Origin of the sequence: Variovorax sp. N23, from assembly GCF_025486315.1 — a bacterium.
Taxonomy (GTDB): domain Bacteria; phylum Pseudomonadota; class Gammaproteobacteria; order Burkholderiales; family Burkholderiaceae_C; genus Variovorax.
On record NZ_JAOOPY010000011.1, the window covers coordinates 161,618 to 185,139 of the forward strand.

18 protein-coding genes and 1 pseudogene are annotated in these 23,522 nt (G+C 68.8%); 10 read left to right on the forward strand and 9 right to left on the reverse strand.

Translation table 11 applies throughout. From position 1 onward, the window contains the following. Positions 1 to 88: 88 nt before the first annotated feature. The 8 genes and pseudogenes from cobA to N8A90_RS17450 form a co-directional block, all read right to left on the reverse strand. The gene (gene cobA, locus N8A90_RS17415) at positions 89 to 901 is read right to left on the reverse strand and encodes a uroporphyrinogen-III C-methyltransferase (RefSeq protein WP_262076238.1); all 813 of its coding nucleotides are present in this window, start codon (positions 899 to 901) and stop codon (positions 89 to 91) included. Further along, positions 898 to 1,803 (reverse strand): DNA-binding protein YbiB, encoded by a 906-nt coding sequence (ybiB, locus tag N8A90_RS17420; protein ID WP_262076239.1) that lies wholly within the window; start codon positions 1,801 to 1,803, stop codon positions 898 to 900. The genes cobA and ybiB overlap by 4 nt, the downstream gene beginning before the upstream one ends. A gap of 74 nt (positions 1,804 to 1,877) precedes the next feature. Then, the gene (locus N8A90_RS17425; RefSeq protein ID WP_262076240.1) at positions 1,878 to 4,730 is read right to left on the reverse strand and encodes a nitrate reductase; all 2,853 of its coding nucleotides are present in this window, start codon (positions 4,728 to 4,730) and stop codon (positions 1,878 to 1,880) included. Between the two features lie 11 nt (positions 4,731 to 4,741). After that, positions 4,742 to 5,953: pseudogene (locus tag N8A90_RS17430) on the reverse strand (NAD(P)/FAD-dependent oxidoreductase); the annotation flags it as partial. A 22-nt stretch (positions 5,954 to 5,975) separates the two neighbouring features. Then, a complete protein-coding gene (locus N8A90_RS17435) occupies positions 5,976 to 6,779 on the reverse strand; it encodes an ABC transporter ATP-binding protein (RefSeq protein ID WP_262076241.1) in 804 nt (267 codons plus the stop codon). Next, positions 6,776 to 7,711, reverse strand: coding sequence for a nitrate ABC transporter permease (ntrB, locus tag N8A90_RS17440; protein WP_262076242.1), 936 nt, complete (start codon positions 7,709 to 7,711; stop codon positions 6,776 to 6,778). Before ntrB ends, N8A90_RS17435 begins: the two co-directional genes overlap by 4 nt. Before the next feature lie 10 nt (positions 7,712 to 7,721). Then, positions 7,722 to 8,966 (reverse strand): CmpA/NrtA family ABC transporter substrate-binding protein, encoded by a 1,245-nt coding sequence (locus N8A90_RS17445; RefSeq protein ID WP_262076243.1) that lies wholly within the window; start codon positions 8,964 to 8,966, stop codon positions 7,722 to 7,724. 320 nt (positions 8,967 to 9,286) lie between these two features. Continuing rightward, positions 9,287 to 10,564 (reverse strand): nitrate regulatory protein, encoded by a 1,278-nt coding sequence (locus N8A90_RS17450; RefSeq protein WP_262076260.1) that lies wholly within the window; start codon positions 10,562 to 10,564, stop codon positions 9,287 to 9,289. A gap of 87 nt (positions 10,565 to 10,651) precedes the next feature. Between N8A90_RS17450 and tsaD the strand changes: the two genes are divergently transcribed. The 5 genes from tsaD (at position 10,652) to N8A90_RS17475 (ending at position 16,340) form a co-directional block, all read left to right on the forward strand. After that, positions 10,652 to 11,707: a tRNA (adenosine(37)-N6)-threonylcarbamoyltransferase complex transferase subunit TsaD gene (gene tsaD / locus N8A90_RS17455; RefSeq protein WP_262076244.1), complete on the forward strand. Its 1,056-nt coding sequence runs from the start codon at positions 10,652 to 10,654 to the stop codon at positions 11,705 to 11,707. 153 nt (positions 11,708 to 11,860) lie between these two features. Continuing rightward, the gene (locus N8A90_RS17460; RefSeq protein WP_262076245.1) at positions 11,861 to 13,042 is read left to right on the forward strand and encodes a hypothetical protein; all 1,182 of its coding nucleotides are present in this window, start codon (positions 11,861 to 11,863) and stop codon (positions 13,040 to 13,042) included. 11 nt (positions 13,043 to 13,053) lie between these two features. Beyond that, the gene (locus tag N8A90_RS17465; protein WP_262076246.1) at positions 13,054 to 14,169 is read left to right on the forward strand and encodes a hypothetical protein; all 1,116 of its coding nucleotides are present in this window, start codon (positions 13,054 to 13,056) and stop codon (positions 14,167 to 14,169) included. Positions 14,170 to 14,226: 57 nt separating this feature from the next. Continuing rightward, positions 14,227 to 14,883: a hypothetical protein gene (locus tag N8A90_RS17470; RefSeq protein ID WP_262076247.1), complete on the forward strand. Its 657-nt coding sequence runs from the start codon at positions 14,227 to 14,229 to the stop codon at positions 14,881 to 14,883. A 35-nt stretch (positions 14,884 to 14,918) separates the two neighbouring features. Beyond that, the gene (locus N8A90_RS17475) at positions 14,919 to 16,340 is read left to right on the forward strand and encodes a CsgG/HfaB family protein (protein ID WP_262076248.1); all 1,422 of its coding nucleotides are present in this window, start codon (positions 14,919 to 14,921) and stop codon (positions 16,338 to 16,340) included. 59 nt (positions 16,341 to 16,399) lie between these two features. On the opposite strand, the gene N8A90_RS17480 is transcribed toward N8A90_RS17475, so the two are convergent. After that, entirely contained in the window at positions 16,400 to 17,473 is a 1,074-nt protein-coding gene (locus N8A90_RS17480) for an AraC family transcriptional regulator (protein ID WP_262076249.1), read from the reverse strand. 192 nt (positions 17,474 to 17,665) lie between these two features. Here N8A90_RS17480 and N8A90_RS17485 point away from each other — a divergent pair, with 192 nt between their 5' ends. Genes N8A90_RS17485 through N8A90_RS17505 form a run of 5 tightly spaced genes read left to right on the forward strand, consistent with a single transcriptional unit; the run spans position 17,666 to position 23,362 of the window. Beyond that, positions 17,666 to 18,832 carry a methyl-accepting chemotaxis protein gene (locus N8A90_RS17485; protein WP_262076250.1) on the forward strand — a complete coding sequence of 389 codons (1,167 nt, stop codon included), beginning with the start codon at positions 17,666 to 17,668 and terminating at the stop codon, positions 18,830 to 18,832. Positions 18,833 to 18,841: 9 nt separating this feature from the next. Then, positions 18,842 to 19,210: a response regulator gene (locus tag N8A90_RS17490; RefSeq protein ID WP_262076251.1), complete on the forward strand. Its 369-nt coding sequence runs from the start codon at positions 18,842 to 18,844 to the stop codon at positions 19,208 to 19,210. Continuing rightward, positions 19,207 to 19,539 carry a lipid asymmetry maintenance protein MlaB gene (locus N8A90_RS17495; protein WP_262076252.1) on the forward strand — a complete coding sequence of 111 codons (333 nt, stop codon included), beginning with the start codon at positions 19,207 to 19,209 and terminating at the stop codon, positions 19,537 to 19,539. The genes N8A90_RS17490 and N8A90_RS17495 overlap by 4 nt, the downstream gene beginning before the upstream one ends. After that, entirely contained in the window at positions 19,536 to 21,674 is a 2,139-nt protein-coding gene (locus N8A90_RS17500) for a chemotaxis protein CheA (RefSeq protein ID WP_262076253.1), read from the forward strand. Before N8A90_RS17495 ends, N8A90_RS17500 begins: the two co-directional genes overlap by 4 nt. Before the next feature lie 23 nt (positions 21,675 to 21,697). After that, positions 21,698 to 23,362 (forward strand): methyl-accepting chemotaxis protein, encoded by a 1,665-nt coding sequence (locus tag N8A90_RS17505; RefSeq protein WP_262076254.1) that lies wholly within the window; start codon positions 21,698 to 21,700, stop codon positions 23,360 to 23,362. Positions 23,363 to 23,522 lie beyond the last annotated feature (160 nt).

Here is a 23,522-nt window from a genome sequence, read left to right on the forward strand (position 1 = left end):
GATCCCTCGATGTTGTTGTGGAATTCGGCGGATTTTAGGGGCTGCCTCCCGGGGACGCGACAGGCCGAACGGTGTGTGCCGGCCCGCGTCAGCCGCGCCCCGCCGCCTGGCGCGTTGCCTCAGGCTGCACCCCCGCCGCTGCCAGGCCGCGCAGCACATCGCCCACCACGATCACCGCCGGACTGCCCAGGCCCGCGTCGGCCATGTCCAGGCACAGGCGCTCGAGCGTCGTCGCCACATGGCGCTGCTGCGGCAGGCTGGCGTGCTGCACCACCACGACCGGCGTCGCGGCCGGCAGGCCCTGCAGCAGCTCGCGCTGGATGTGCGCCGCACCGGCCACGCCCATGTAGATGACGAGCGTGAGCCGCGCGTGGTGCGCCATGCCGGCGAGTGCGCGCCAGTCGGTCGGGTCCTGCTGCGCGTCGGCCCCGGTCTTGGCGTGGCCGGTAACGAAGACGACACCCTGCGCGTGGTCGCGGTGCGTCAGCGGCACGCCCAGCGCGGTCACTGCCGCCAGGCCGGCGGTGATGCCGTTGACCACGGCGACCTCGATGCCGGCTTCGCGCAGGTGTTCCACCTCTTCGCCGCCGCGGCCGAAGATGAACGGGTCGCCGCCCTTGAGGCGTACCACCGTCTCGCCTTCGCGCACCGCGGTGATCATCAGCTTTTCGATGAAGGCCTGCGGCGTGCTCTTGCAGCCGCCGCGCTTGCCCACGTGCACGATGCGCGCGCCGGGGCGGGCGTGGCCGAGGATGGCGTCGTTCACCAGGTCGTCGACGAAGAGCACGGTGGCCGCGCCGATCGCCTTGACCGCCTTGAGCGTCAGCAGTTCCGGGTCGCCAGGGCCGGCGCCGACCAGCGTGCAGGTGCCGTGGCGGCGGTCGTGGGTGAGGTCGTTCATGCGTGGAGGGCCAGTTGTCGGATATGCGCGACCTGCGTGGCGATCGCGTCGGGCACGGGCAGCTCGCCCGCCAGCACGCGGCGCGTGTAGCGCGCGGTCGATGCGATGTCGATCTCGGTCGGCAGCCCCGGCACGTCGGCCAGCGTGCCGGCTTGCTGCGTCTGCAGTTCCTGCCGCGCGCCGCGCAGGTAGCCGTCGATCTGCGCGATGCGGCGCGGGTCGGACACGACCTCGCCTTCGAGCCCGCGCGAGAGCAGGGCCGTGGTACCGGTGAGGGCGAAGGTGTCGCCCATCACCGTGGCGTAGGCCGGGTGGGTGTAGCTCGCCACCACGACGCAGGGGCCGGCGGTCGGCCGCATCAGTTTCACGACGCTGTGGCCGGGGTTGCGCAAGCCGACCACGCGGCGCACGTCGAGCAGTTTCTTCAGCGCCGGGTTCAGCAGCTCGGTCGGCGCGAAGGCCACCTCGCTGTCGGCCACCGCGCGCACGGCGGTGAGTGCCGGCACGTCGAGCGCGGCCAGCACGTTCGACGCCAGCACGCGGCTCGATTCGCTGGCGCTGCCGTGCACCAGCACCGGCAGGCCCTCGCGCGCCAGCAGCAGCGCGAGCAGCGGCGTGAGCACCGGCAGCTTGCGCGCACCGTTGTAGCTGGGCAGCACGACCAGCGCACGGCCGGCGGCGGGGAACAGGGTCAGCCGCGCGTGCGTCGCATCGAGGAAGCCGGCCATCTCCTCGGGCGTCTCGCCCTTGATGCGCATGGCCAGGCAGAAGCCCCCGATTTCCAGGTCGGTGACGGTGCCGTCCAGCACCTGGCCGAACAGGTCTTCCGACTGTTCGCGCGTGAGCGGCCTGGCGCCTCGCGCGCCGCGGCCGATTTCCTTGATGTAGTGGCTGATTCCCATGGGTGTCCGGATTGTCCCGCAAGGCTTATGCCGGAAAGGCGCTTCGCTTATGCCCGTGGACGCATCAAGGACGTTCACGGCAGCACGGCCTCGGGAGCGGCCGCCTCGGCCGGCGTGGCGTGCAGCATGCGCTGCAGTTCGGGCAGGCACGAGCCGCAGTTGGTGCCGCATTTGAGTTCGCCCTGCAGCGCGGCCAGGCGTTCACGGTCGGTTCCGGTGCAGCGCGGCAGCTGCAGCCGGATGGCGGTTTCGGTCACGCCGAAGCAACTGCAGACGACCTTGCCGCGCGCCTGCATGGGCACCGGTGCGGTGGCACCCGGCCGCAGCAATTGGCGGCCGAAGGCCTGGGCGGGCAACTGGTCCTGCAGCAGCGGCTTGAGCCAGGCTTCGGCGCGCGTGTCGCCGCCCAGCAGGAAGGCGTCGAGCCGTGCCTGATGCGGGTCGGCGGCCGAGCGCACCAGGCGCGCGGCGCGGTGCTGGCCCTGACGCACGTCGGCGTAGCGCAGGGTGTCCGGCGTGGCCAGGCCGAGCAGGGCCTCGATCTCGGCCAGCAGTTCGGGCGGCACGGCCTCCGGGTTGGCCGCGCGGAACAGCAGGCCGCTGCGCTCGGCCGCGCCGCCCGCCAGCGCGCCGCCGCTGCCGAAGGGCACGCAACTGGCAAAGGCGAAGCGCGGCATCAGCGCGCGCAAGGCGGTCTGCGCCGCGAGCACTCGGTCGCCGGGCAGCCAGGCCGCCGCGAGCAACGACCAGGGCAGTTCGGCTTTCACGATCTGCACGGCCGTGTGCTTGAGCTCGGGCTGCTTCGAGTCGGGGCAGAACACCGGGGTGCTCAGGGCGTTGACGCCCGCCAGCCGCTCGCCGGCGCTCGACCGGCCGCTCAACGCCTCTTCGCCCCAGTGCATGGCGATGAAGCTCTGGTTGGGGCCGATGTCGGTGTTGCCCTGCGCCGGCAGCACGATCGCGCCGCGCCTGGAGGCGACCTGCACCAGGTCGCCGTCGCGCATCTGCCGACGCGCCATGTCCTGCGGGTGCATCTGCACGACCGGCTCCGGCGCGTGGCCGAACAGGCGGCCCAGCGTGCCGGTGCGGCTCATGCCGTGCCATTGGTCGCGCAGGCGGCCGGTGTTGAGCGAGAAGGGGTAATGCGGTTCGCGGGCTTCGGCCAACGGCTTGTAGGCGACGTCGTAGAAGCGGGCGCGGCCGTCGGGGGTGGGGAACACGCCGTCTTCGTACAGCCGGGCGCGGCCGGTCGAATGGCCTTCCGGCAGCGGCCATTGCTGCGGGCCTCGCGCGTCGAGCATCGCCCAACTCAGGCCGGTGATGTCGAGGTCGCGGCCGCGGGTGCTCTCGCGGTGCTCGTTCCAGATCGCCTCGGCGCCGGCTTCGGCGTCGAGGGCGTAGGGGAAGAGGGGCGCGGCGCTGCGCGACGGCAGCATCGCCTCGAGACGTTGCGCGAAGTCGGCGACGGCCGACCAGTCGTGCCGCGCCGCGCCCGGCACCGGCACGGCGGGCCGCACGCGCGAGATGCGGCGTTCGCTGTTGGTCACGGTGCCGACCTTCTCGCCCCAGGTCGTGGCGGGCAGCAGCAGGTCGGCGTAGGCGCAGGTCGCAGTGGTGGCGAAGGCCTCCTGCACGACGACGAACTCGCAGCGTTCGAGCGCGCGGCGCACCGTGGCCTGGTCGGGCATCGACTGGGCGGGGTTGGTGCAGGCGATCCACAGCGCGCGGATCTCGCCGTCGGCCGCCGCCTGGAACATCTCGACTGCGGTCTTGCCCGGCGCGGCCGGCACGTCTGCCACGCCCCACAGCGCCGCCACTTCGGCGCGATGCGCCGGGTTGCCCAGGTCGCGATGCGCGCTCAGCAGGTTGGCCATGCCGCCGACCTCGCGGCCCCCCATGGCGTTGGGCTGGCCGGTGAGCGAGAAGGGCCCGGCGCCGGGGCGACCGATCTGTGCGGTGGCGAGATGCAGGTTGATCAGCGTCGCGTTCTTGGCGGTGCCCGACGACGACTGGTTCAGCCCCTGGCAGTACAGGCTCAGCGTCGCGGCGGAGGTGGCGAACAGGCGCGCGGTGTCGAGCAAGTCGCCTGTATCGATGCCGCAGACCTGTGCCACGCGCTCGGGCGTGCAGTCGCGCACCGTCGTCGCCAGCGCGTCGAAGCCCGTGGTGTGCGCGGCGATGTAGCCGGGCTGGGTCCAACCCTCCCGCAGCATCAGGTGCAGCAGGCCATGGAACAGCATCACGTCGGTGCCGGGCTGGATGGCCAGGTGCAGGTCGGCGATCTCGCAGGTGTCGGTGCGGCGCGGGTCGACCACGACGATCTTCATCGCCGGGTTGGCGCGCTTCGCGTCCTCGATGCGACGGAAGAGGATGGGGTGCGCCCACGCCGTGTTGCTGCCGACGATGAACAGGCACTGCGCGTGGTTGACGTCGTCGTAGCAGGCGGGCGGCGCGTCGGCGCCCAGCGTCTTCTTGTAGCCCGCGACCGCGCTGCTCATGCACAGGCGCGAGTTGGTGTCGATGTTGTTGGTGCCGACGAGGCCCTTGGCCAGCTTGTTGAAGACGTAGTAGTCCTCGGTCAGCAGCTGGCCCGAGATGTAGAAGCCGACGGCGTCGGGGCCGTGGTCGCGGATCACCTGGGCGAATTTGTCCGTGGCGGTGTCGAGCGCCTCGTCCCAGGTGATGGCCGCAGGCGCCGCGCCACGTTCCGCGCGCCGCATCGGCTGCAGCAGGCGCGTCTGCATCGTGACCGCGGCCGTCGCCGTGAGGTGCAGGGTCGAGCCCTTCGTGCACAACCGGCCGAAGTTGGCCGGATGGTCCGGGTCGCCGCGCACGCCGGTGATCTGCGCGCCGGCGGATTCGATGATCACGCCGCAGCCCACGCCGCAATAGGGGCAGGTGGACCGGGTCTCGTGCGCTGCGCTCATAGGCCCGGCGCGCCGAACATCAACTGCTCGCGGATGTCCCGTACGTTGCTGCCTTCGCGCAGAAGCTCGAAGTACCAACTGCCGTCGGCCGTGTCGCCGTACAGGCAGGCGCCGACCAGCTTGTCGCCCTTGATCACCAGCTTCTTGTAGACGCCGCCAGCCGGGTCGCGCAGCACGATGGCCTCGGTGCCTTCGCCGCCCATGAAGTCGCCGGCGCTGAAGAGGTCGATGCCGGTCACCTTCAGCTTGGTCGAGGTGAGCGATCCCATGTAGCGGCCGTAGCCCATCTCGGCCAGGTGGTTGGCCGCCACGCGCGCCTGCTCGAACAGCGGCGCGACCAGGCCGTAGGCGATGCCGCGGTGCGCTGCGCATTCGCCCACCGCGTAGATGCGCGCGTCGGTCACGGTCTGCAGCGTGTCGGTGACGACGATGCCACGCTCGCAGTGCAGCCGCATCGATTCGGCGAGCTGGACGTTGGGGCGGATGCCCACCGCCATCACCACCAGGTCGGCGGGCTCCTCGCTGCCGTCCTGGAAGCGCACCGCGCGCACGCGGCTCGCGCCGTCGTCCAGCAGTTCCTGCGTGTGGGCACCCAGGCGGAACTTCAGGCCGCGGTCTTCGAGCGACTGGCGCAGCAGGCCGGCCGCCACGTCGTCGAGCTGGCGGTTCATCAGCCATTCGCTGACGTGTACGACGGTCACGCTCATGCCGCGCAGCATCAGGCCGTTGGCCGCTTCCAGCCCGAGCAGGCCGCCGCCGATGACGACCGCGTGACGGTGCGTCTTGGCGGTCTCGATCATCGCCTGCGTGTCGGCGATGTCGCGGTAGGCGATCACGCCCTCGAGGTCCTTGCCCGGCACCGGCAGCACGAAGGGATGGGAGCCGGTGCACAGCAGCAGGCGGTCGTAGGGTGCTTCGGTGCCATCGTCGGCGCGCACGATGCGCCGCACGCGGTCGACCTCGACCACCCGACGGCCCGCATGCACCGTGATGCCGTGTTCCTCGTACCACGACCAGGGGTTCAGCACGATCTCGTCGAGGCTCTGTTCGCCCGCCAGCACCGGCGACAGCAGGATGCGGTTGTAGTTGGGGTGCGGCTCCGCGCCGAACACCGTGATGTCGTAGAGCGCCGGATCGATCTTGATGAGCTCCTCGAGCGTGCGCACACCGGCCATCCCGTTGCCCACGAGCACCAGCTTCTGCTTCTTCACGCGCATGTCCATGGCGGTTCCCGGCAGGCGGCGCTCAGGCCGCCTTCTCGACGTGGCCCTGCCGCGTGTAGAGGAAGTCGATGACCGCCTTGCGGTAGTGCACGTAGTCGCGGTCTTCGGCCAGCTCGACGCGGTGGCGCGGGCGCGGCAGGTTCACCGGCAGCACCTCGCCGATGGTGGCCGAGGGGCCGTTGGTCATCATCACGATCTTGTCGGACAGCAGCACCGCCTCGTCCACGTCGTGCGTCACCATCACGACCGTGCTGTGCGTCTTCTGCACGATGGCGAGCAGCTCATCCTGCAGGCGCGCGCGGGTGAGGGCGTCCAGCGCGCCGAAGGGCTCGTCCATCAAGAGGACCTTGGGTTCCATGGCCAGCGCACGGGCGATGCCCACGCGCTGCTTCATGCCGCCGGAGATTTCGCCCGGGCGCTTGCCGGTCGCGGGCGTGAGGCCGACCAGGGCCAGCGCCGCGTCGGTGCGGGCCTTGAGCTGCGCCTTGGCTTCCGTCGCCGCGAAGACGCGCTCCACGCCCAGGTAGATGTTCTCGTAGCAGGTGAGCCAGGGCAGCAGCGAGTGGTTCTGGAAGACCACCGCGCGCTCCGGTCCGGGGCCGGCGATTTCCCTGTCGGCGCACAGCAGCGTGCCGTGCGTCGGCTTCGTGAGGCCGGCGATCAGGTTCAGCAGCGTCGACTTGCCGCAGCCCGAATGGCCGATCAGCGCGACGAACTCGCCCTTGGCGACCGTCAGGTGGATGTCGCGCAGTGCCTGGAAGCTGCCCTTGGGCGTCTTGAAGGTCTGCTCGACATCGCTGATCTCGATGAACTTGTCCTGATTCATGACTTCACCTCCTCGAACGTGAAGGCGGTGGCGATCTTGATGAGCGCGAACTCGAGCACCAGGCCGACCACGCCGATGACGAAGATCGCGATGATGATGTTGGCGACGTTGAGGTTGTTCCACTCGTCCCACACCCAGAAGCCGATGCCCACGCCGCCGGTCAGCATCTCGGCCGCGACGATCACGAGCCACGCGGTGCCGACGGCCAGGCGCACGCCGGTCAGCATGTAGGGCAGCACGGCGGGGAAGAGGATCTTGGTGAGGATCTTCCATTCGCTGAGGTTCAGCACCCTCGCCACGTTCATGTAGTCGCTCGGCACGCGCTGCACGCCCACGGCGGTGTTGATCACCATCGGCCAGATCGAGCAGATGAAGATGGTCCAGATGGCGGCCGGGTTGGCGCCCTTGAAGACCAGCAGGCCGATCGGCAGCCAGGCCAGCGGCGACACCGGGCGCAGCAGGCTGATGAGCGGGTTGAACATGCGCGAGAGGAACTCGAAGCGGCCGATGGCGAAGCCCGCCGGAATGCCGACCAGCGCCGCCAGGCCGAAGCCCATCGCCACGCGCTGCAGCGAGGACAGCACGTTCCAGCCGACGCCCTGGTCGTTCGGCCCCTTGCTGTAGAACGGATCGGCGAACACCGTCAGCGCCTGCTTGCCCGTGACGAGCGGCGAGGGGAAGCCGGTGGTGCTGTTCGTCGCGATCAGCTCCCAGATCAGCAGCAGCAACCCGAAGCCGGCCAGCGGCGGCAGCACGCGCATCCAGAAGGCGCGCAGGTCGAGCGGCTTGCGGGGCGCAGCCTGCACCGGCGCAGGCGCCGACACGGCGGCGGCCTTGGTTGGCGTGGAAGCCGACGCGGTCGCCGGCGTGATCGCCTGTGCAGGAAGAGGCACGGCGGCCTCCAGCGGGGAATGGAAAACGGCGCTCACCATGGTGTTCTCCTCAGGCCTTGACCTTGAACGAATCGGCGTACCTGGCGGGGTCCTTGCCGTCCCACACCACGCCGTCCATCAGCTTGCTGGTGCGCATCAGGTCCTTGGGCACCGGCGTCTGCGTGGCGGTCGCGGCCTGCTTGTAGATGTCGATGCGGTTGATCTCGGTGGCCACCTTCAGATAGTCCGGGTGCGCCTTCAGCAGCCCCCAGCGCTTGTGCTGCGTGAGGAACCACATGCCGTCCGACAGGTACGGGAAGTTCACCGCGCCGTCGCCGTAGAACTTCATGTGGTTCGGGTCGTCCCAGCTCTTGCCCATGCCGTTGGTGTAGCGGCCCAGGATGCGCTGGTTGATGGCGTCGACGCTGGTGTTGACGTAGCTCTTGTCGGCGATGGTCTCGGCCATCTTGTTCTTGTTCTGCAGGCCGGCGTCGATCCACTTGCCGGCTTCGAGGATGGCGGCGGTCACGGCGCGCGCGGTGTTCGGGTACTTCTTGACGAAGTCGGCGGTGGTGCCCAGCACCTTCTCGGGGTGGTCCTTCCAGATGTCCTGCGTGGTGATGGCCGTCACCCCGATGCCGTCCATGATGGCGCGCTGGCCCCAGGGCTCGCCCACGCAGAAGCCGTCCATGTTGCCGATGCGCATGTTGGCCACCATCTGCGGCGGCGGCACCACGATGTTCTTCACGTCCCGGAACGGGTCGATGCCGGCCGAGGCGAGCCAGTAGTACAGCCACATCGCGTGCGTGCCGGTCGGGAAGGTCTGGGCGAAGGTGTAGTCGCCCTTTTCCTTGGCGATCAGCTTGGCCAGCGACGGCGCGTCGACCGCGCCCTTGTCGGCCAGCTTCTTCGACAGCGTGACCGCCTGGCCGTTGTTGTTCAGGGTCATGAGCACGGCCATGTCCTTCTTCGGGCCCGACACGCCCAGGTGCACGCCATAGACCAGGCCATACAGCACATGGGCGAAGTCGAGTTCGCCGTTGACCAGCTTGTCGCGCACGCCCGCCCAACTCGCTTCCTTGCTCGGAACGATCTTCACGCCGTACTTCTTGTCGATGCCCAGCACCGAGGCCATCACCACGCTGGCGCAGTCCGTCAGCGGGATGAAGCCGATCTTGACTTCCGCCTTCTCGGGCTTGTCGGAGCCCTGCGCATAGGCGATGGCGCGCAGCGCAGGGTCGATGCCGGCGGCACCGACGGCGGCAGCCTGCAGCACGCGGCGGCGGCTCAGCTTCGTTTTCAGCAGATCGGACATGGGGCGAACTCCGGAAGGTGACAACACGAAAAGACAAAACAAAAAAGGCGTCCGCATCGCGTCGAAGCTGCTGGGGAGCGAGCTTCGACGGACACGGACGCCTTTGTCCGGTTCGGTGGGCGGCACCCTGCGTTGGATGCCACCTGCCTGAAGACCTACGTCGGTCTATGCGGCTTCACATGCAAGCGGTGTGCCAACCATCCAGGCTGTTGCTGTGCTGCTCAATTCATAGCAATGAAGCGAGCTCTGGCAGGGGATGAAGAGGGATGGGTTCGCACGGCCGCAGACAGCACGCTTGTTGTGCGACGCACCAATTGCGCTCAGGGCTTCCCGTCCACGGGCAGGTATTCCGCCATCGAAAGCACCGATTCGGCCACGTCGATCAGCCGCCGGTTCTGGTTCATCGCGGTCTGGCGCAGCATCTTGTGCGCCTCGGCTTCGCTCAACCGGCGGTGTGCCATCAGCAGGCCCTTGGCGCGCTCGACCAGCTTGCGCTCGTTGAGCGAGGCGCGCACGGTGTCGAGTTCGTCGCCCATCGCCTGCAGCCGTTGCGCCTGGTCCTGCACCAGGTCGAGGATGGATCGCTCCAGCTGGCGTCCGTAGGCCGGCGCGCCGCTCGTTGCCGGGGCCACGGGCGGGGCATCCGGCTGGTCGAAGAACGCCGACGACGCAGCCGCCGGCTGGTGCGCCATCTGGGCGAGCAGCGTCTCGTGGTTCGCCAGTTCGCCGCGGGCATGGCCGATCTTGACGGTGCAGAGCTGGCGCAGATCGGCCGCCAGGCGTTCCTCGACGGTCTGCATGGCGTCGATGCGCCGCGTGCAGCAGTCGAACCACACCGGGCTCAGCTCGGGGTCGAGCGCCACACCGGCGGGCGCGGCGCAGGCGATGCGCCGCAGCCGCTCGAGTTCGGCGGTCTGGGCCGGCGGCAGGTGGGCCAGCCATTGCGCTTCCAGCTCGGGGCCGGAGAACTCCGAGAACACCTGGAAGCATCGCTCCTGCGATTCGATCAGGTGCAGCCATTGCTGCTGTCGCACCGACTCGTTGCGGCCGGACGCGAAGGCGGCGGCACCGCAGGCGCGCTCCTGGCCGGCGAGTTCCTTGCCCTGCATGAAATTGAACATCGCCACCAGCAGGCGGGAAATTTCGGGGTCGGTCGCGCCGTCGGCGGCCTCGAACACCACCGCGAGCAGCCCGGCGATCACCTTGACGAAGGCATTCGTCGCCTCGCTGGCCGGCATCTGCAGGGCGCCGATGCGCTGGCGCAGCGCCGGCAGGGCGTCCAGGCCCGGCACCACCCACGCGATGCGGCTGAACAGGCGGGCGCTGTTGCCCAGGCGGCGCGGGTCGGCCTCGAGCGCGTCGAAGCATTCGCGCACCGCCTGCTCGAGGCCGGCGCATTCGGCGATCTGTGCGCTCCGCTCGGCGGCGAAGCGCTGGCCGCCGGAGGCCAGCAGCACGTTGGAGATGCCGCGTTCGCGCTGCAGCGCGTGCACCAGCCGGCCGATGGTGCCGACCAGCGCGCTGGTGCGCGACAGCTGATCGAGTTCGTCGATCTCGCTGCGCAAGGCGGCGATCAGGAAGCTCAGTCCGGATTTCATCGTGTCGTGGGCGTTCCGAAGGGCGGGGTGAAGGGGCATGCAGCAACATCCATGCCCCGCAAGCGCGCGCATCCTACACTCGCGGCCATGCTCGTATTGGGAATCGAATCGTCGTGCGACGAAACCGGCGTGGCGCTGGTCGAATGGCAGGGCGCGGCCGTGCCGCGGCTGGCCGCGCACGCACTGCACAGCCAGATCGCCATGCACCAGGCCTACGGCGGCGTGGTGCCCGAACTCGCCAGCCGCGACCACATCCGCCGCGTGCTGCCGCTCGCGCAGACGGTGTTCGACGAGGCCGGCAAGCGGCTGGCCGACGTCGATGTCGTGGCCTACACCCGGGGCCCCGGCCTCGCGGGCGCGCTGCTGGTGGGCGCTGGCGTGGCCTGCGCGCTCGGCGCGGCGCTGGGCAAGCCGGTGCTGGGCGTGCACCACCTCGAAGGGCACCTGCTGTCGCCCTTCCTCAGTGCAGATCCGCCCGAATTTCCCTTCGTGGCGCTGCTCGTGTCGGGCGGCCACACCCAGCTCATGCGGGTCGATGGTGTCGGGCGCTACGAGATCCTGGGCGAAACCATCGACGACGCCGCGGGCGAGGCCTTCGACAAGTCCGCCAAGCTGATGGGCCTGCCGTACCCCGGCGGACCGTGGCTGGCCAAGCTGGCGGAGCAGGGCGACCCCGCCGCCTTCAAGCTGCCGCGCCCGCTGCTGCACAGCGGCGACCTCGACTTCTCCTTCGCCGGCCTCAAGACCGCGGTGCTCACCCAGGCCAAGAAGCTCGGCGACCAGCTCGAGGCGCGCAAGGCCGACCTGGCGGCGTCCACGCAGGCCGCCATCGTCGAGGTGCTGCTGAAGAAGAGCCTGTCGGCGCTGGCCGCGACCGGCCTGAAGCGCCTGGTGGTGGCCGGCGGCGTCGGCGCCAACCGGATGCTGCGCCAGCAGCTCGACGCCGCCTGCGCGCAGCGCGGCGTGCGGGTGCACTACCCGGAACTGCACCTGTGCACCGACAACGGCGCCATGATCGCGATGGCCGCCGCCATGCGGCTGCAGGCCGGTCTGCAGGAAGCGACCGAGGTCTACGCCTTCGACGTCAAGCCGCGCTGGCCGCTCGACAGCCTGGCGAAGGACGACGCGCCGGCGCTGGCCTGAGGCGCTGCTGGTCGGCGCACCCCCTTGATTCTGTACATTTGGAAACGTTCGTGAATTCGAAGTAACAAATAGCGAGGCAGGCGGGCCGACTCGGCCCACCATGCCGCGTGCAACAGGAGGCGAGCCGCTGAGCTCGTCCGACGAGGGGATCTCTTGAGTTTTTTCGTACGCGCCATGGTGGCGGGCGTGCTCTCGGCGCACGTCTTTTTTCTGTCGGCCACTGCGCAGGCGCAGCAGGCACAGGTTACCTTGGCCGGCCTGGCGTTCTCGGGCGACGCCGCCAGCCTGGATCAGCGCTTTCCATACTCCCGTGCGTACGAGAAGGGGCTCGAGCAGGCAGGCGTCCGGGCCTATGCACGCATCCAGGACAGCATCGCCGCCGCGCCGCCGCGTAACCTCACCGTCGTGCCCGGCATGATCGACGAGCTCAAGGGCCGCGACCAGGCGATCGTGACCTCGCTGGTGGTGAATTCGGAGACTGTGTCGGTCGAGCACTTCGGCAGCCTGCGCAAGCTGTTCGTGCTGATCCGGGCACAGGCCCTGTTCTTCGACTTCAAGACCATGACCGTCGTCCGCTCGTATCCGCTGAGCTTCGCGTACATCGACGTCTTCGATCGTGACCCGACCAAGGCCGAAATCCTCGCGCGGGTGCAGGCGGTGTACGAAGGTGCCGCGAACAAGCCGGGGATCTTCGCGCGCTACGCCAATGTGCTGGCGGGCGCGACGCTCCCGGCGCAGGTGCCGCGCTTGCTCAAGGTGTCCAAGGTCACCCTCGACCCGAGCGTGATGGCCAGCTTGCCGCCGTACCTCAAGAGCGAACCGGGCATGGCCGAGACGTGGGCCGCGGACATGGTGAGCGAGGCGATCTCGACCCGCGCCGGCGTTCCGCTGATTCCCTATTCGCAAGGCTACGCCGTGGGCAACGTGTTCGCCATGCGCGTGTCCGACGGCACCGTCTTCACCTTGAAGCTGCCCGAGCCCGACTACACGATCTCGGTGGACCTCACCGGCATCAAGAAGGTGAAGTTCGGTTCCGTCGCGGCCGGCGACAGCTTCGTCTACGGCACCTACGCGACGATGAAGATCGAGCAGCCGTTGATGGGCACGGCCTACCTCAACACGGCGCTGAAGAACGGCGAGACCAAGGTCGTCCCCGCCACGCAGACCTACGTCGACGACTTCCCGGCGTACTACGACTCGTGGAACGGCCTGTTCACGCGGCTGGCGACGGCAGTTGCTACCAAAGACATGGGTTGGGTGAAGGCTGCGGCCGCGGCACCCGACATCGAAGCGCAGATCCTGAAAACCAACCTCCTGATGTCCCAATGCAAATAACTCGCTCACTCATGGCCGTCGTCCTGGCGTGCTTCGCTGTCGCTTCGGTGGCCCAGGTCCAGCAGGCCCGCGGCAAGGCGTCGGTCACCTACCAAGGCCGGTCGGTGTCGGCCGACGACAAGGCCAAGGCCACGCAGTCGGCGCAGCTCAAGGCCATCGAGTTCTACTACGCCGAAGCTGGCGAGTCGGAGAGCGAGAACTTCGACGTGGTGCGCGACAAGATCCTGGCGAACCCGGACCGCTACATCCTGGAAACCACCGTGCTCGGCGAAGAAGACACGCCCGACAAGCGCCAGTACACCGTCGCCGTCCGCGTGTCGCTGAACGTGGCCAACCTGCGAAATCTGGTGAAGTCGAACTCCGCCGTCGCCAAGGCGGGGGCGGCGGAGAAATCGCAGCTGGTCTTCGTCTTCGTCTCGCGCGAGGTGGCCTCGGTCAAGTCCTTCGACGACCGCGTCTACAAGCGCGTCGACCAGAACGTCAGCGTCAATGCACGCGGCGCGACCAGTGCCAAGGGCACCGAGGGCGAGTCGATCCGCGGTAGCCAGATCAGCACCAACGAGTCGACCTCGGCGACGGCCGACTTCTCCGCCAACCGCACCCGCAGCATCGAGACGGGTGGCAGCACGGTCACGCGTGCGAGCGAGGCCACCTACCGCCTCTACCCGAGCGCCAACCTGAACGTCGTCTTCACCGGCATGTTCGCCCGCGCCGGCTTCGAGGTCATCGAAGCGGGCATGGCCGAGCCGGCCACCGGCGGCCGCTTTTCGGTGGCCAAGGTCGAAGAGGACTACCAGACCGGCAACGACCTGAAGTCGGCCACCCTGCAATCCATCGCCGCCGGCATGCGGACGGCGGGCGTGCCCTACGTCGCACTCGGCACGCTGGACATCGCCCCGGCCGGCAAGGACCCGGCCACGGGCCTGGTGCGCGTCGGCGTGACCGTCAATGCCAAGGTCTACAACGTGTCCAAGCTCATCCCGTCCACGCAGGCGGCCGTCGGCCCGGTGCAGTACGCCGGCGTCGGCCCCGACGAATCGACCGCACGCGGCAGCGCGCTCACGCAGGCGGCGAACAACGCCGCGCGGGAGCTCACCAGCCAGCTGACGGCCAAGGGCATCCAGTAAGCCAGGCCCGCCTTCCATCTTCCAAAGCCATTCGCATACCTCTCGAAAGACACAACAATGAACAAGCTTCAGATCGCCATCGCTTCCGCCATCCTCGCGCTCGGTGCCAGCACCGCAGCGCAGGCTCAGTTTTCCATGCCCTCCGTGTCCGGCATGAAGGGCCTGGTCGGCGGGGGCGGCGCATCGGCCGGTGACCTCACCGGTCAACAGGATTCGCTGGTGCGCGGCTATGTGGCTGCGAACAAGGACGTGCTGAATGCCAACAGCCTGATGGCCGAGGCGCTGGGCCTGAAGACGGCGGCGGCCACCTCCGCTGCGACCTCCGCCTCGCTGACCGAAGGTGCCACCAAGGATTCGCTCGAAGAGTCGAACAAGGCGGTCGCTGCATCGACCAGCGCCGTGGCTGCCGAAATGGCGAAGAAGCCGGTGCTGGACGCGAACTCGAAGGCGCTGTATTCGAAGGGCCTGATCCTCCTGGGCACCGGCACCACCAAACTGGTCGCCGTGGGCAAGAACGTGTCCACCATGGGTTCGAGCCTGAAGAGCGCCTCGCCGATGCAACTGCCGAAGCTCCAGTCCGCGGTCTACATCGTCTCCAACTTCCCGGGTTCGATGTCCAACGTCGGCGGTGCGCTGCAGAACGCGATCGCGTTCGCGCAGAGCCAGGACATTCCGGTGCCGACCGACGCCAACGACGCGCTCAAGGCCCTTTGAACATCGGCTGACCCCTCATGCGTCCACTCCTCTGTATGACCGCCGTTGCTTCGGCGGTGCTGCTGGCTGCCTGCAACAAGGCCGAACCTGAAAAAGCGGCGCCCGCGCCGGCTCCGATGAGCGTCGCGGCGCCAGCGCCCGATGTGGGCAAGCTCGCGAATGTGCAGACCACGGCACAAGGCTATGGCGCATCGGCCGGCGAAGCGGTGGCGGAAGCCATGAAGCTGGCCATTCTTCAGGTGAACGGCGCTGCGGTGCAGTCCGCCAGCGTGAGCGTCAAGTTCGGGCTCGACGTCAGCCTCGGCCAGGACGCGGCCTCGCTGCGCGGCAGCGCATTTGCCGATGCGGTGACGCAGCGCTCCGGCGGTGTCATCCAGAACTTCAAGCTGGTCGAGATGAAGGAGCCTGGCGTGCTTGGCGGCAAGCAGTACAAGGCGACCATCGAAGCCCGGATCGCGAAGTTCCAGCCCTCGGCGGAGATGCAGAAGGTCAAGCTGGTCATCGGCCAGATCCGCTTCGACAGTGCCAGCCTTCCGATGGGCGATCGCTCGGTGCCGTCGGCGGAAGTCGGCGCGACCCTGCGCCAGCGCATCAGCGACGCGCTGGTGCAGACGGGGCGCTTCGCGGTGCTCGACCGGGAATTCAGCCCCGACATCCAGGGCGAACTCGACATGATCTCGTCGGGCCAGGCGCCCAGCGCGGAGCTCGCCAAGCTCTCGCAGGCCGCGAGCGCGGACCTGGTCTGGAGCGGCCGGGTGAGCAACCTGGCCTACAACCGGCATGCGCGCCAGCTCAAGACGAGCGACCGCGAGCTGGTGAGCTATTCCGGCGGATGGGCGCTGACCGAGAAGCTGGTGAACGTGGCGACACGGCAGGTGATGGCGTCGGACTCGCTGCGCGGGAACGCGCCCTCGACCGAGGCCACCACGCTCGGGCGCGGCGTGGACGGCGGCAAGGTGCTGGAGGACATGAGCACGGACCTGGTCAACCAGGTCGTGACCTCGGTGCTGCGGCGGACCTTCCCGGTGACGGTCGTCTCACGTGACGGAACCAATGTGGTGCTCAGCCAGGGCGGCCAGGCGCTCAAGGAGGGCGCGCGCTACGCGATGGTCACGATGGGTGCCGAGATGAAAGACCCGCAGACGGGCCAGAGCCTCGGCCGCGTCGAGTCGCCGTGCTGCGAACTGGTGATCGAACGCGTGACGCCGAATCTGTCCTATGGCCGGCTGGAGAACGTGCGTTCGAACCTGGAGCAGTTGCCTCAAGGCGGCCTGCAACTGCGTGCCGAACTCAAGGGCGGGGCGGTCGCCAAGGCGCAGCCCGCCGAAGCGGTCGCGGCAGCGGGAGGCACCGCGGTACCGCCGGCCGTGCCGGCACAACGGCCAGCCCAGGCGCGCCCGGCGGCTGCGCCCTCGGCCACACCTGCCACGCCGTCCAAGAGCGACGACAAGTGGTGAGGCCCTTCGAGGCGCGCATTCGCCGGCCCGCCTGACGCGCGCGGCGCGGGGCCGGGCGTTCAGTCCGGCCGCTGCGCCGTCTTGCGCAGGCTGGACGGCCCGACGCCCGTCCACCGGTTGACGGCTCGCCGCAGGCTGCGCGCGTTGGTGTAGCCCGAGCGCGACGCCACCTGCGTCAGGGACGCGTCCGACTGCGTCACGAGGTTCAGCGTGCGGATGCGCCGGTCTTCGGCCACCAGCCCCCGGAAGCTCAGCCCTTCCTCGCACAACCGGCGGCGCAACGAGCGCTCGCTCATGTTCAGGGCGCGGGCCACCTGCGCCAGCGGCGGCGGCGCGCCGTGGTGCCGGCGGATGATCTGGGTCACGGCCGCGCCGATCTCCTGAACGGGGGAGTCCGATCGGGCCTCCTGCAACGCCTCCTGCATCGCGCGGGCCACCGAGGGCTCCGCGAAGGGCAGGGGGTGCGCGTTCGCGGCAAAGACCAGCCGGTTGGCCGGCCGCTCGAACTGCGGCGTCTGTCCGAAGGCCTGCTCGTAGGCCGCCGTGGCGGCCGGCCGCGGCAACGTCAGCTCGATCGACAGCGGGCGGCAGGCCGGGCCGACGATCTGGCGCGCCAGCGACGCCAGCGACGCCAGGGTGTAGGTGATCAGGAAGCGCTGCAATTGCGGGTCGTGGAACAGCGGCTGGGCCACGATGCGCAAGTGCGTCCCGGTCGATTCGCCGTGCAGCGACAGCAGGCAGCCGGCCGGGCGCGGGAACGCGATGAGGAATTCGAGCATCCGTTGCAGGTTCTCGCTCGCCATCATCCCCAGGCCGACCTTACCGAGCGACACGACGTTCAGCGCCTCGCCGATCTCCAGTCCCAGGTGGGGGTTCGGCAGCAGGACGAGCGCGCGTCGGATGGCCTCGGCGCACTGCCGATATGACACCTGCATCACGGGCGAGTCCAGATCGGCCAGGTCGAAGCCCAGGCCGCGCAGGAGGCCGGACGGGTCTTTCCCGCGCGCTCGTGCGTGCGCCACCAGCGATCGCAGCACCACCGGCGCGATGTCGGCGCGGTGCCCGAGCTCGCAGGCAGCGGCAGCGCCACCGGAGGCGGCGTGCAACGCAAGGGCGGGGTGGGAAGACTCCATGGCTCCGATGCTAGTGAGACGAGCCCTCGGTCAATTGGGCGATGTTGGCCGGATAAGTCCTCTATTTCGTCACTCGTGCCCTCTTCGGTGACGCCTTGCACGCCGACATAGAAGGGTGACTGACGCACGCGTCCGCGGCCGCTGTGGCCGTTGACCCATGGACCCGGCGTGTGCGCATTCCTGGACCCCGACATGAACCTGAACTCGATGCTGAACCGGAAGAACGCGCAGTTTCTCGCTGCGCCCGCGGTGGGCGTGCTCGGCGGCGCGGCCTGTCTGTTCCTGTCGTCGGCGAGCCTTGCCGGCGCAGCCTGCTTCGTGGTGCTGACCGGCCTGGGCGCGGGGGCGGGCTGGTTCGCCGTGAAGGCGCAGCAGTCGGCCGACGAGGCGCTGCGGCGCTACTTCATGGGGCATCTGGCCTTCAGCGCCGACGTGGCACCGGTCTGGTCCGGCCAGATCGAGGCCTCGCGCAGCCAGATGGAGATCGCCATCGCGGCGTTGAGCGAGCGCTTTGCGGCCATCGTGCAGAAGCTCGGGCAGATGCTGTCGGAATCCGGCAGCGGCGGGGGCAATACCTCGGACGCCGCCGCCGCCGCCCTCTATGCGGACAGCCAGGAGCAACTCCAGGCCGTGGTCGCCTCGCTGCGCGACGCCATGCGGAGCAAGGCGCAGATGCTCGACAAGGTGCAGGGGCTGCAGATCTTCGTCGGCGAACTCCACGAAATGGCCGACGGTGTGTCGCGGCTGGCGCAGCAGACCAACCTGCTGGCCATCAACGCGGCCATCGAGGCGGCGCATGCGGGCGAGAGCGGTCGCGGCTTCTCGCAGGTGGCGCAGGAGGTGCGCGCGCTGTCGCGAGCGTCCGGCGAGACCGGCCGGCTCATCGCCAGCAAGACCGGTGCGATCCGTACCGCCATCGATGACGTGCGCAGCGTGGCCGAGGTGACACGCTCGCAGGAACAGCAGGTCGTCTCCGCCTCGGAGACGCGCATCCGCGACGTGCTCGCGCAGTTCCAGGGCCTGACCGGCTCGCTGGCCGATTCGGCCGCCTTCCTGCGCCAAGAGAGCGTGGGCATCCAGGCCGAGGTCAACGACGCCCTGGTTCAGCTCCAGTTCCAGGACCGCGTGAGCCAGGTGCTGGCGCATGTGCGCGACAACATCACGCGCATGCCCAACGTGGTGCAGGACCACTGCGATGCCTGCGAGCGCGACGGCGACCTGCAACCGCTGGAGGCCGCGGGCCTGCTGAAGGAACTCGAGGCCACCTATGCGATGGCCAGCGAGCGTGACATCCATCAAGGCCCGGGCGGTGCCAAGGCATCGGCCCCGGCCCCGCAGAACGAGATCACTTTCTTCTAGAGGACTCCCATGGCAAAGACCATCCTGATCGTCGACGACTCCGCTTCGGTGCGCCAGGTCGTCGGTATCGCGCTCAAGGGCGCCGGGTACGACGTCATCGAGGGCCGCGACGGCCAGGATGCGCTGACCAAGCTCACCGGCCAGAAGGTGCATCTGATCGTCAGCGACGTGAACATGCCCAACATGGACGGCATCACCTTCGTGAAGAACGTGAAGGCCATGCCGGCCTACCGCTTCACGCCGGTGATCATGCTCACCACCGAAAGCCAGGAAGCCAAGAAGCGCGAAGGCCAGGCGGCCGGTGCCAAGGCCTGGGTGGTCAAGCCGTTCCAGCCGGCGATGCTGCTGGCGGCGGTCGAGAAGCTGGTGCTGCCATGAGCGCCGCACGGTCGCCCCAAGGCGCCCGCGCCGCGCTCGCGCTCGAGGGCGAGCTGACCATCTATGGCGCAGCGGAACTGCAGACGCGCCTGGTCGCCGCGCTCGCCGACGCGCCCGAGGGCCTGGACATCGACCTGGCCGGCGTGACCGAACTCGACAGTGCCGGCGTGCAGCTCCTGATGGCCACGCACCGCGCGGCCCGGGCCAGCGGCCGCACCGTGACGCTCCGCGCGCCGAGCGACGCCGTGCGCGACGTGATCGAACTGTTCGACCTCGCATCCTTCTTCGACATCGCGACGGCGGCCTCGCCGCAGGGAGAGCCCGCATGAACATGGACGAAGCGCTCCAGACCTTCTTCGTCGAGTGCAGGGAACTGCTCGAAGACATGGACACCGCGCTGCTCGGCGTGCTGCAGGAGGAAGACCCCTCCGACTCGGTCAACGCGATCTTTCGGGCGGCCCACACCATCAAGGGGTCGGCCGGCCTGTTCGGGCTCGACTTCATCGTGGAGTTCGCCCACGTGGCCGAGAGCGTGCTCGACAAGGTGCGCGCCGGTGCGCTGCCGATGGACGATGCGATGGTTACGCTGCTGCTGGCCTGCGGCGACCACGTCGGCAGCCTGGTCGACGCCGCGGCCGCGGGCCACACCGAGGCCGGCGACGACATGAAGGCACGCGCCGCACCGCTGCTGGTGCAACTGCATCGGCATCTCGGCAGCGAGCCGACCCCTGCGCCGGAGGCGGCATCGTCGCCCGTGGCGACGGCGTCCACCGGCGTCGAAGCCGACCCGGCCCATTGGCACATCTCGCTGCGCTTCGGCCCGGACGTGCTGCGCAACGGCATGGACCCGCTGTCCTTCCTGCGCTACCTGAAGAAGCTGGGCACCGTCACCGCCATCGCCACCGTGCCGGATGCGCTGCCGGCGCTGGCCGAGATGGATGCCGAGTCGTGCTACCTGGGTTTCGAGCTCGCATTGCAGAGCACGGCGGACCGCGCGGCCATCGAAGGCGCCTTCGAGTTCGTTCAGGACGACTGCGCCGTGCGCATCGTGCCGCCGGGAAGCCCGGTGGCCGACTACCTCGATCTGCTCGGCGACGAGGGGGCGCAGGAGATGGGCGAGATCCTGGTGCATTGCCGCAGCCTCACGCAGGCCGTGCTCGACGCGGCGCTGACCGGCACGACGGCCGCTTCGCCGTCGGACAGGTCGCCCGTCGCCGAGGCCCCAGCCGCTGGCGCGAGTGCCGAAGCGGCGGCGCCGCGTCAGCGCGCCGCCAAGGACGCGAAGGCCGGCGAAACGCAATCGGTGCGCGTCGATGCCGACAAGCTCGACCGCCTGGTCGACCTCGTCGGCGAACTGATCACCGCGTCGGCGACCGCCAGCGTGGCAGGGCATCACCTGCAGAACACCGCCCTTCAGGAGGCGCATTCGACGCTGGTGAGCCTGGTGCAGGAGGTGCGCGACAGCGCGCTGCAACTGCGCATGGTGAAGATCGGCGCGACCTTCAGCCGCTTCAAGCGCGTGGTGCACGACGTCTCGCGCGAGATCGGCAAGGACATCGCGCTGGAAATCCACGGCGAAGACACCGAGCTCGACAAGACGGTGGTCGAGAAGATCGCCGACCCGCTGACGCACCTGGTGCGCAACAGCATGGACCACGGCATCGAGAACGCGGCGCTGCGTGCGGAGCGCGGCAAGCCCGCGCGTGGCACGGTCACGCTCAATGCGTACCACGACTCCGGCAGCATCGTGATCGAGGTGAGCGACGACGGCGGCGGGCTCTCGCGCGACCGCATCCTGGCCAAGGCCGTGGAGCGCGGGCTGATCGAGCCGGGCAAGCAGCTGAGCGACCCCGAGATCTACGGGCTGATCTTCGAGCCGGGCTTCTCCACGGCAGAACAGGTGACCAACCTGTCGGGCCGCGGTGTCGGCATGGACGTGGTCAAACGCAACATCACCGCGCTGCGCGGCGTGGTCGGCATCGACAGCCGGCCGGGTGAAGGCGCGACGGTCACGGTGCGCCTGCCGCTGACGCTGGCCATCATCAACGGCTTCCAGGTCACGGTCGGCAACGCCGTGTTCGTGCTGCCGCTGGAGGTGATCGAGGAGTGCGTGGAGTTCACGATGGACACGGGCCACGACTACGCCGAACTGCGCGGCCAGGTGCTGCCCTTCATCCGGCTGCGCAAATTGTTCAAGGTGTCTGGCGCGCCCAGCGCGCGCCAGAGCATCGTCGTCGTCAAGCAGGGGGCGCAGCGCTTCGGCCTGATCGTGGACCGGCTGCTCGGCGAGGCGCAGACCGTCATCAAGCCGATGGCACCGATGTTCGCGCACCTCGAGGGCATCAGCGGCTCCAGCATCCTGGGCAGCGGCGAGGTCGCGCTCATTCTCGACGTGCCCATGCTGCTTCGGCAGACGCAAAGCACGAAGCTGGCCGAACGGCCCGGCAACCCTTCCTTTTCCTGAAACCTCACCAAGGACGTATCGCCATGTTCTCAAATATGAAGATCGGGGTGCGGCTGATCGCCGGTTTCCTGATCGTCGCAGGTATCAGCGCCATCGTCGGCGCCATCGGCATCTCGAACGCCTCGAAGATGAACGAAAAGGCGGACGACATGTACGCCATGGAGTTGATGGGGCTGTCCTACATCAAGGAGGCCAACATCGACCTGATCTCGATCGGTCGTGCGCGCAGCAACTTCCTGCTGGCCACCTCGGAAGACGAGCGGTCCAAGCATCTGGCGTCGATTGCCAAGAGCATCGAGTCGCTCAAGTCCAACATCGGCAAGGGCCGCCCGCTGTTCACGTCGGACCGGGCCAAGGACCTGTTCTCGCAGTTCGACAAGGTGTCGAGCGACTATGAGCGCGAGATGAAGCAGGCGCTGACGATGGCGAGCGCCAAGAAGCTGGCCGACCGCGACGAGTTGCTGAGCCAGTCCCTGGAGAGCGTGCGCGCCAAGGCCAACACGCTGGACGAGTACCTGGGCGAGCTGACCCAGCAGAAGGAAGCGCGCGCCAAGGCGGCGGCCGACGAGACCACCACGCTGTACCAGAGCGGGCTTCGCCTGATGCTGGGCGTGATCTGCGGCGGCGTGCTGATCGGCATCGGGCTGGGCTACATCATCAGCCGCAGCGTGACGCGGCCGTTGGCCCGCGCCGTCGATGCCGCCAACCGGCTGGCCGAGGGCGACCTGACCGTGGCGGTCGAGACCACGGCACGTGACGAGACCGGCCAGCTGCTGCAGGCGATGCAGAACATGGTCAAGCAACTCTCGCAGGTGGTGGCCGAAGTCAACGGCGGTGCCGAATCGCTGGCGGGTGCCTCCGAAGAGGTGAGCGCAACGGCGCAGTCGCTGAGCCAGGCCTCCAGCGAGCAGGCCGCCGGCGTCGAAGAGACGAGCGCGTCGATGGAGCAGATGACCGCGTCCATCTCGCAGAACACCGAGAACGCGAAGATCACCGACAGCATGGCGACCAAGGCGGCGGCCGAAGCCAGCGAAGGCGGCGAAGCCGTCAAGGCGACGGTGGTGGCGATGAAGCAGATCGCCCAGAAGATCAACATCATCGACGACATCGCCTACCAGACGAACCTGCTGGCGCTCAATGCGGCCATCGAGGCGGCACGCGCCGGCGAACACGGCAAGGGCTTCGCGGTGGTGGCGGCCGAGGTGCGCAAGCTGGCCGAGCGCAGCCAGGTGGCGGCCCAGGAGATCGGGACCGTGGCCACGTCGAGCGTGGAGCTGGCCGAGCGTGCGGGCAAGCTGCTCGACGCGATGGTGCCGAGCATCAACAAGACCTCCGACCTGGTGCAGGAGATCACGGCGGCGAGCGAGGAACAGTCCTCGGGCGTGGGCCAGATCAACGCGGCGGTCAGCCAGCTGAGCCAGACCACGCAGCAGAACGCGACGAGCTCGGAAGAGCTGGCGGCCACGGCCGAGGAGATGAGCAGCCAAGCCGAACAGCTGCAGCGCACCATGAGCTTCTTCAAGCTGGCCGGTGCGGCTGCGACGTCGCGGGCACGCAAGCCGGCGAAGAGCGCCGTGGCCAAGGCGCCCAAGCCCGTGGTGGCAGTGCGCAAGAGCAGCGGCCCGGGCCTGGCGCTGGCCGGTACGGACCTGGCCAGCGTGGACGAGAGCCACTTCGCTCACTACTGAAGGGACGCCCGATGAACACTGCTGCAATCCAGAGCCGGGGCATGGCCACGACGATGGCCGCGATGGCCGCGCCCCCCGAACCTCTGCAATACCTGACCTTCATGCTGGCCGGCGAGATGTTCGCCATCGGCATCCTGGCGATCAAGGAAATCATCGAGTA